Source organism: Streptomyces anandii JCM 4720 (assembly GCF_014650655.1).
Classification (GTDB): domain Bacteria; phylum Actinomycetota; class Actinomycetes; order Streptomycetales; family Streptomycetaceae; genus Streptomyces; species Streptomyces anandii.
This window is the reverse complement of sequence record NZ_BMVJ01000005.1, coordinates 296,472-303,514: the sequence shown is the minus strand read 5'-3', so window position 1 is coordinate 303,514 and position 7,043 is coordinate 296,472. Positions and strand designations below refer to the sequence as shown.

Annotated in this window: 9 protein-coding genes and 1 pseudogene; 7 read left to right on the top strand and 3 right to left on the bottom strand. The window is 69.9% G+C overall.

What is annotated here, in order from left to right:
* Nucleotides 1-145: 145 nt before the first annotated feature.
* Nucleotides 146-370 carry a hypothetical protein gene (locus IE249_RS12195; RefSeq protein ID WP_189704795.1) on the top strand — a complete coding sequence of 75 codons (225 nt, stop codon included), beginning with the start codon at nucleotides 146-148 and terminating at the stop codon, nucleotides 368-370.
* Between the two features lie 240 nt (nucleotides 371-610).
* Here IE249_RS12195 and IE249_RS12190 read toward each other — a convergent pair whose 3' ends face one another.
* Nucleotides 611-781 carry a DUF5670 family protein gene (locus IE249_RS12190; protein WP_055705189.1) on the bottom strand — a complete coding sequence of 57 codons (171 nt, stop codon included), beginning with the start codon at nucleotides 779-781 and terminating at the stop codon, nucleotides 611-613.
* Nucleotides 782-1,133: 352 nt separating this feature from the next.
* Here IE249_RS12190 and IE249_RS12185 point away from each other — a divergent pair, with 352 nt between their 5' ends.
* Nucleotides 1,134-1,637: a dirigent protein gene (locus IE249_RS12185; RefSeq protein WP_189704794.1), complete on the top strand. Its 504-nt coding sequence runs from the start codon at nucleotides 1,134-1,136 to the stop codon at nucleotides 1,635-1,637.
* A gap of 285 nt (nucleotides 1,638-1,922) precedes the next feature.
* On the opposite strand, the gene IE249_RS12180 is transcribed toward IE249_RS12185, so the two are convergent.
* Nucleotides 1,923-2,660, bottom strand: coding sequence for a flavodoxin family protein (locus tag IE249_RS12180; RefSeq protein ID WP_189704793.1), 738 nt, complete (start codon nucleotides 2,658-2,660; stop codon nucleotides 1,923-1,925).
* A gap of 342 nt (nucleotides 2,661-3,002) precedes the next feature.
* On the opposite strand from IE249_RS12180, the gene IE249_RS12175 reads away from it, so the two are divergent.
* Entirely contained in the window at nucleotides 3,003-3,455 is a 453-nt protein-coding gene (locus IE249_RS12175) for an SRPBCC family protein (RefSeq protein WP_189704792.1), read from the top strand.
* A gap of 134 nt (nucleotides 3,456-3,589) precedes the next feature.
* Nucleotides 3,590-3,793: a hypothetical protein gene (locus IE249_RS12170; protein ID WP_189704791.1), complete on the top strand. Its 204-nt coding sequence runs from the start codon at nucleotides 3,590-3,592 to the stop codon at nucleotides 3,791-3,793.
* A gap of 118 nt (nucleotides 3,794-3,911) precedes the next feature.
* Here the strand turns inward: IE249_RS12170 and IE249_RS12165 are convergent, their stop codons facing one another.
* Nucleotides 3,912-5,024: a S8 family peptidase gene (locus tag IE249_RS12165; protein ID WP_229858227.1), complete on the bottom strand. Its 1,113-nt coding sequence runs from the start codon at nucleotides 5,022-5,024 to the stop codon at nucleotides 3,912-3,914.
* A 537-nt stretch (nucleotides 5,025-5,561) separates the two neighbouring features.
* On the opposite strand from IE249_RS12165, the pseudogene IE249_RS37050 reads away from it, so the two are divergent.
* The 3 genes and pseudogenes from IE249_RS37050 to IE249_RS12155 form a co-directional block, all read left to right on the top strand.
* Nucleotides 5,562-5,661, top strand: a pseudogene (locus IE249_RS37050) (PadR family transcriptional regulator); the annotation flags it as partial.
* 15 nt (nucleotides 5,662-5,676) lie between these two features.
* On the top strand, nucleotides 5,677-5,766 hold the full coding sequence (locus IE249_RS40010; RefSeq protein WP_373304380.1) for a hypothetical protein: 90 nt from the start codon (nucleotides 5,677-5,679) through the stop codon (nucleotides 5,764-5,766).
* 69 nt (nucleotides 5,767-5,835) lie between these two features.
* Nucleotides 5,836-7,043: acyl-CoA dehydrogenase family protein (locus tag IE249_RS12155; protein WP_229858223.1), on the top strand; the 1,208-nt coding region annotated here is incomplete at its 3' end.

Here is a 7,043-nt window from a genome sequence, read left to right as displayed (position 1 = left end):
ACTCGGCTGAAGTCCGGTCCGCTTGGCACCGGCTCGGCCAGAGCCTCCTCGACGCCACGCGACGCGCCCCGCCCTGCCTTCGCCGGCGCCGGCGACCTCGGCAGGGCACGCCCTGGCCGTTCAGGCCGCTTCGTACACTCGCGGGATGAACAACTACACGTGCACCTGTTGCGGCACTGTCGGCCTGACGGAGGGTTTCGTCGAGGACGCCGGCCAGAGCGCGCCCGGCTACGCGCGCTGGATCGAGGGCGCGTTGGAGCGGGGGATTCTCGGGGGTGCCAAGCGGATGAGCCGGCCGCGCCGGCAGATAGAGGCGTTCCGCTGTCCCAAGTGCGGGCACCTGGAGCTGTTCGCCACCAGTGCGGTGTAGTGCGGGAGCAGCCGCCGCGCCGGGCGCAGCGGCCCCGCAGAATAGGAGGCAGGGTTCCACTGCTGTTTCTGCGGGGCCGCTGCTTTGCACATGTACCCTGCGGTGCGCCCGATACGCCCGATCTATTCCGGCCACTCCAGGTGAAGCGGGACGCACTCACGCGTGTGGGGCCCGGCCGGGTCTCCGGCCGGGCCCCACACCTTCGCGCGCAGCGCGCTCCTGGGGTTCGGACGCTTTCGCCTACCAGCGGTACCAGCGGCCCCTTCGGCCACCGCTGTCCGCGGAACGGACGACGAACCCGAGCAGCCACACGATGAGCACGATCACCGCGATCCACCACAGAGCCTTGAGCGCGAAGCCCGCACCGAAGAGGATCAGAGCCAGCAGCAGAACCAGAAGCAGGGGAACCATTGTCATCAACCTCCTGACCTCCGGATGCCCCTACTTCTGGCTTACAAGCACACAAAGCGTGAGTTACTTCCACTCGATGCGGGGCAGACGGGACAGTCAGCCATTCCCTCCCACGCGCCACTGCTTCCCCATGCCGGCCACTCGACGTCTCCCTTTGGCCGACGATTCATCCACTGGCGGACCAGGCGCCCTCATCGAGGTCGAGGGCCTGGACCATTCGGGTATGGCGCTCACCCCCTTGCCCGTCTGCAGTGGTGAGGGTCGGCCCCGTGACCGGACGATGATCCGGGTTGCGGACTTCACGTGACGCAGGGTCACCTGACCGCCCCGCAGATCTCACAGGAGACGCATCATGCGCCGCATCAACCGTCTGGGCCTGAGCGCCGGCACCGCCCTGGCCACCGCCCTGTGCTGTGCCCCCCTGGCGTCGGCCGCCGCTCCCGCCACCGGATCCCGACCAGCCGGCGACAAGGAGCAGATCATTCATCTGACTGCGGTAGTGACGCAGGCGACCTCACTCGACTTCCCCCCTCCAGGCCCCAGTCAGGGAGACGAACTCATCGTCGCGGGGAACCTCCTGCAGAACGGCACCCAGGTGGGCACCTACGACGAGACCTGCACGACGACCCGTACCGACACCGACGACACGAGCACCGTGCAGTGCGTGACCACCCTCACGCTCCCGCAAGGGAAGATCACCGTGCAGGGAGTCTTCCCCATCGCCGACACCGGCCCGGGCGACATCAACCTGGCGATCACCGGGGGCACAGGTCTCTACCGCACCGCGCGGGGCTACGTCCAGGCCATGAACACCAGCTCCACCGAGACGCAGGTCACCCTCCACGTCATCCGCTGACCACCGGCACCTTTGCCCGCACCGGATGGCACTCACCAGCAGGCGGTGCCCCCAGCAGTGCGGCAGTGGCCCGCCGACGCCTGCCGGCAGGCGTCGGCGGGCCCTGGCGCGAACGGGTCCCCCGAGAACCTCTCCTTCCGGGACCCGCGCGGCCCGGGTTCCTCGAACGGCACCTGCCCGACCACCGCCGGCCAGAGCGAGGCACCAACTACCGGTAGCGAATGACGAACTCGAATACGGCTCCTGCCCGCCGACGCGGGCCGGGCGATCGCAGCGCCCTCGTCCCTACCGGTGTTCGGGGTTCTCGTTGTCGCGGCGGCAGCCGGCGTCCCAGGCGGTGCGCTGGTTGCCGTAGGCGGGGATACCGCCCAGGTCCTTCAGGGCCCGGGCCAAGTGCAGCAGGTTCCACGTCATGAAGGTGGTGTTGCGGTTGGTGAAGTCGTTCTCCGGGCCGCCGGAACCGGGATCCAGATAGGAAGGCCCGGGGCCCGCCTCGCCGATCCAGCCCGCGTCCGCCTGGGGCGGAATGGTGTACCCCAGGTGCTGGAGGCTGTAGAGCACGTTCATGGCGCAGTGTTTGACGCCGTCCTCGTTGCCGGTGATCAGGCAGCCGCCGACGCGGCCGTAATAGGCGTACTGGCCGGCTTCGTTGAGCAGGCTCGAGCAGGCGTAGAGACGCTCGATCACCCGCTTCATCACCGAGCTGTTGTCGCCGAGCCAGATGGGTCCGGCCAGTACGAGGATGTCCGCGGCCAGGACCTGCTCGTACAACTCGGGCCAGGCGTCGGTCTCCCAGCCGTGCTCGCGCATGTCGGGCCACACTCCGGTGGCGATGTCGTGGTCCACGGCCCGTACGACGTCCACCCGCACCCCCTGGCCCTCCAGGACGGCCGTGCAGCGGTCGATCAGTCCTTGTGTGTTGCTCGTCCGCGGCGAGCGCTTCAAGGTGCAGTTGAACACCAGGGCCCGCAGGTCGTCGTACCGGGCCGGAGGTGCGTCGGTGGCGGGCGACGAAGCGGTCACACGGTCCTCCCAGTGCCCTGAGGCGCACGGTGCGCCGGCGTTGGCTCCAGCGTGCGGGCCGGCCGTCGAGGGTGCCAGTTCGAGACGTCCGAACGGCCCAGGCGGTGCCCGCGCGCCCGGGCGGCGGTCACACCGACTCCCCCGGCCGGCCCCCGGGGAGTGGCCGGGGACCGCAGGGCGCGCCTACGGGCCTCTTCCACCGCTGCCGCGCCGTTCGGACGACTTTGCCACGCATCAATCAGGAGCCGGCGGCAACCCGGACGGTGTTGTTCACGGGCAACCCAGGCCGACCGGGCGCGACCCGGTCGCCCTGTGGCCCGCCCACAGGAAGGGAGACCGCTGTTGTCACAGGTAGAAGAGTCCATCGAGGTCGACGTGCCGGTCCGCACCGCCTACAACCAGTGGACCCAGTTCGAGGACTTCCCCCGGTTCATGGACGGTGTGGAACGCATCGAGCAGCGCACCGACACCTTCACCCACTGGGTGACCAGGATCGGCGGAGTGCAGCGCGAGTTCGACGCGGAGATCACCGAGCAGATCCCTGACGAGCGCGTCGCCTGGACCACCGTGGACGGCGAGGCGAAGCAGGCAGGCGTCGTCACGTTCCACCGCCTGGACGAGGCCCGCACCAAGGTCATGCTGCAATTGGACTACGACCCGCAGGGCCTGGCCGAGAACGTCGGCGACAAGCTCGGCTTCGTCAAACGGCAGGCCACAGGTGATCTCAAGCGGTTCAAGGAGTTCATCGAGACCCGCGGCGGCGTCGAGTCCGGCGCCTGGCGTGGTCGGGTCTGACCCGGACGAACGGGCCGGTGTCGGCGGGTTCGGGGCCCGCCGGCACCGGCCCCGTGCGTCGCCCGCGGGTGTGAAACCCACCAGCCGGGTAACCCGAACGGACAACTCCTGCCCATGACATGACGGGGATTGGCATGCCGACCAGTGCTCGAAGCGTATTCACCATCGCCGCGGCCGCGCTCGCCGGCGGCTGTCTGAGCGCATGCGCCGCCCGCTGGTGGGCCCGCCGCACACCGGACCGGCCGCTGCCGTCCCGGCAGGCCGCCGGACCAGCCGCCCCTCAAGAGACACTGCGCGGTTACTGGAGCACCCTGCAGCCCCTGGACCTGACCTCCTAGTCGCATTGACCCGCGCGGTCGTCCCCGCCGTCGCACGACGGCCGACGATCAAGTGGTCGTCGGGCTTCAGCCGCGGCAGCTTCTCTCCCGCCGAGCCCTTTGCGCGGCGGCGGGCGGGTCACAGACCGCCGGTGTTGAGGAGCCGGTTGGGAGTGCCGGAGGGGACGCCGCGCACGGCACCACGGGTGGCCGTGTGGTCGAGCCACACGTGGACCTCGTTGGCCGTGGCGCGGGGGTGTGCCGACAGATACAGGGCGATCACACCGGTCGCGTGCGGCGCGGCCCAGGACGTCGCGCCGTCGTTCTCCGTGACCGTACCGCCGCCGGCCAGCGCGGCGGTCACCTTCTGGCCGGGAGCGTACAGGTCCACGCACCGTCCGTACCCCGATCCGTAGGAGCCGCTGTCGCTCCACGCGCGGTCGTTCGAGGTGGAGGCCGCCACGACGATCGTGCCGGGGACGCCGGCCGGGGAGTGCTTGCAGGCGTCGTCATGGAAGTTGCCGGCCGACACGACTGTGGGTATCCCCGCGTCGACCATCTTCTTCACAGCGGCCTCGAGGGCCGCGGAGCGGTGGTCGAGGTTGAGGGACATGTTCACCACCGCGGGCTTCCGGGCGTGCGCGGTGACCCACTTGACCGACTTCACCAGCGCCGCCTCGGCCGCCGCCGGGGAGCCGCCGCCCTCGCTCTCGCACAGGATGCCCTGGACCCGCACGAGCTCCGCCTCGGGCGCCACTCCGTACCTCTTCCCGCCGATGATGCCTGCGACGAACGTGCCGTGTCCGGTCCCCGCCTCGCTGAAGCAGTCACCGGAGTCCTTCGGGCCCACGAAGTCGGCTCCGAGGCGCGCGCGTCCGCCGAACTCCTTGTGGGCGACGTCCATCCCGGTGTCGATGACGTAGACGTGAACGCCCTTGCCCGTGGCCGTGGCGCTGAACTTGCCGTTCAGCGGCCGCGACCGCTGATCGAGGATGTCGAGGTTCCACGGCACGTGGCGGGTGATGGGTGAGGCCGCGGTCGGCGCGGACCCGGACAACGTCCCCACGGCGGGGGAAGGCTTCGGGGCCGAGCCGGGAGACGTCCCGGCCTCGGCGGGTGCCACGGTCTTCCCCCCGCGGTGCGCGGGAGGCTTGCCGGCGGCCTCCCCGGGCGCGGCCCCGGCCTTCCCACCGCAGGCCGAGGCCCCCAGCACCGTGGCCATGGCCACTACGACCAGACCGGTCTTCGTCATTTTCCGCGTCATGTTGTCCCCCACACCCCTGCTTCGTCCACGGCTAGGGCCTCTCTTCCGGATCTTGCCGCCGGTCGCGGGGCCTGGCACGCACATCTGCGGCGTTGTCGTCGGTCCCCGACGCTCCGCGTCGACTCCCTCCTCCGCCTTGCAGCTGCACGCACCAGACCCCGCTCGGGTCGGCCAGGAGACGAGGTCGCTCGGAGCCGGCCTGATCCGGAAGAAAGGCCCTGGCGCACAAGACGACGACGAGGGGCGGCCGGTTCCGGCTGGCACACGGGTGGGTCGGTGCACGAGCTCGACGGGCTCCTGTCACGCCGCGCACCACCGACCGAGCCGCGGCACACCGTCCGGCCTCGAGGGTCCGGGCCCGGGCAGTGCCCGGGTCCCGCCGTCCGTCGGTCTTCCGCGCCGGATGTCCCTGTGCCGGGCCAGTACGCGACGCCGGGCGGCGCACGCCGTTGCCCGTGTCAGGCGTCCGTGGCTGAGAGAACCGTCACCTTGTTATGCAACGAGTTGCACAACAGGATTGTGTCCATGGCGCTCGCGCACGCGATCCTCGTCTCCCTGCTGGAGAAACCGGGCTCCGGCTACGGACTGGCCCGGCGGTTCGAGCGATCCACCGGGTACTTCCGAGCTCCAGCACGTCGTACTGCGCTGCGGCATCGCGTACGAGCAGATGATGATCGCCTGGCTCGACGACGTCCCCGCCACACTCGCCGGCCCGGAAGCCCGACGCTGACCGGCCGAGCAGGCCCCTCCGTACACCTGCCCTGACCCACCCTCACCCCCCAGCCGAAAGGCGGCACCCATGGCCGACGCGCTGCTGTTCAACCCGCGGACTTACGACCCCGCGCACTTCGACCCGGAGACCCGAAGGCTGCTGCGCGCCACCGTCGACTGGTTCGAAGAGCGGGGCAGGCGCCGGCTCGTGGAGGACTACCGGACACGCGCCTGGCTCGGAGACTTCCTGGCCTTCGCCGCCGAGGAAGGGCTCTTCGCGACCTTCCTCACGCCCTCCTCCGACGCCGCGGAGGGCGAGGGCGAAAAGCGCTGGGACACCGCCCGCATCGCCGCCCTCAACGAGATACTCGGCTTCTACGGTCTCGACTACTGGTACGCCTGGCAGGTCACCATCCTCGGCCTCGGCCCTGTCTGGCAGAGCGGCAACCCGGCCGCCCGTGCCCGCGCCGCGGAACTGCTCTCGCAGGGCGAGGTGTTCGCCTTCGGCCTGTCCGAAAAGGCCCACGGAGCCGACATCTACTCCACCGACATGCTCCTGGAGCCCGACGGCGCGGGCGGCTTCCGCGCCACCGGCTCCAAGTACTACATCGGCAACGGCAACGCCGCCGGCCTCGTCTCCGTCTTCGGCCGCCGCACCGATGTGGAGGGCCCCGACGGCTACGTCTTCTTCGCCACCGACAGCCGTCACCCGGCCTACCACCTGGTCAAGAACGTCGTCGACTCCTCGAAGTACGTGAGCGAGTTCCGTCTCGAGGGCTACCCGGTGGCCGCGGAAGACGTCCTGCACACCGGCCGAGCAGCCTTCGACGCCGCTCTCAACACCGTCAATGTGGGCAAGTTCAACCTGTGCACCGCCTCCATAGGCATCTGCGAACACGCGATGTACGAGGCCGTCACCCACGCACAGAACCGCATACTCTACGGCCGCCCCGTCACCGCCTTCCCGCACGTGCGGCGCGAGTTGACCGACGCCTACGTCCGGCTCGTCGGCATGAAGCTGTTCAGCGACCGCGCCGTCGACTACTTCCGCGCCGCCGGCCCCGACGACCGCCGTTACCTCCTCTTCAACCCGATGACGAAGATGAAGGTGACCACCGAGGGCGAGAAGGTCATCGACCTGATGTGGGACGTCATCGCCGCCAAGGGCTTCGAGAAGGACAACTACTTCGCCCAGGCGGCCGTCGAGATCCGCGGCCTGCCGAAGCTGGAGGGCACCGTCCACGTCAACCTGGCCCTGATCCTCAAGTTCATGCGCAACCATCTGCTCGACCCGGT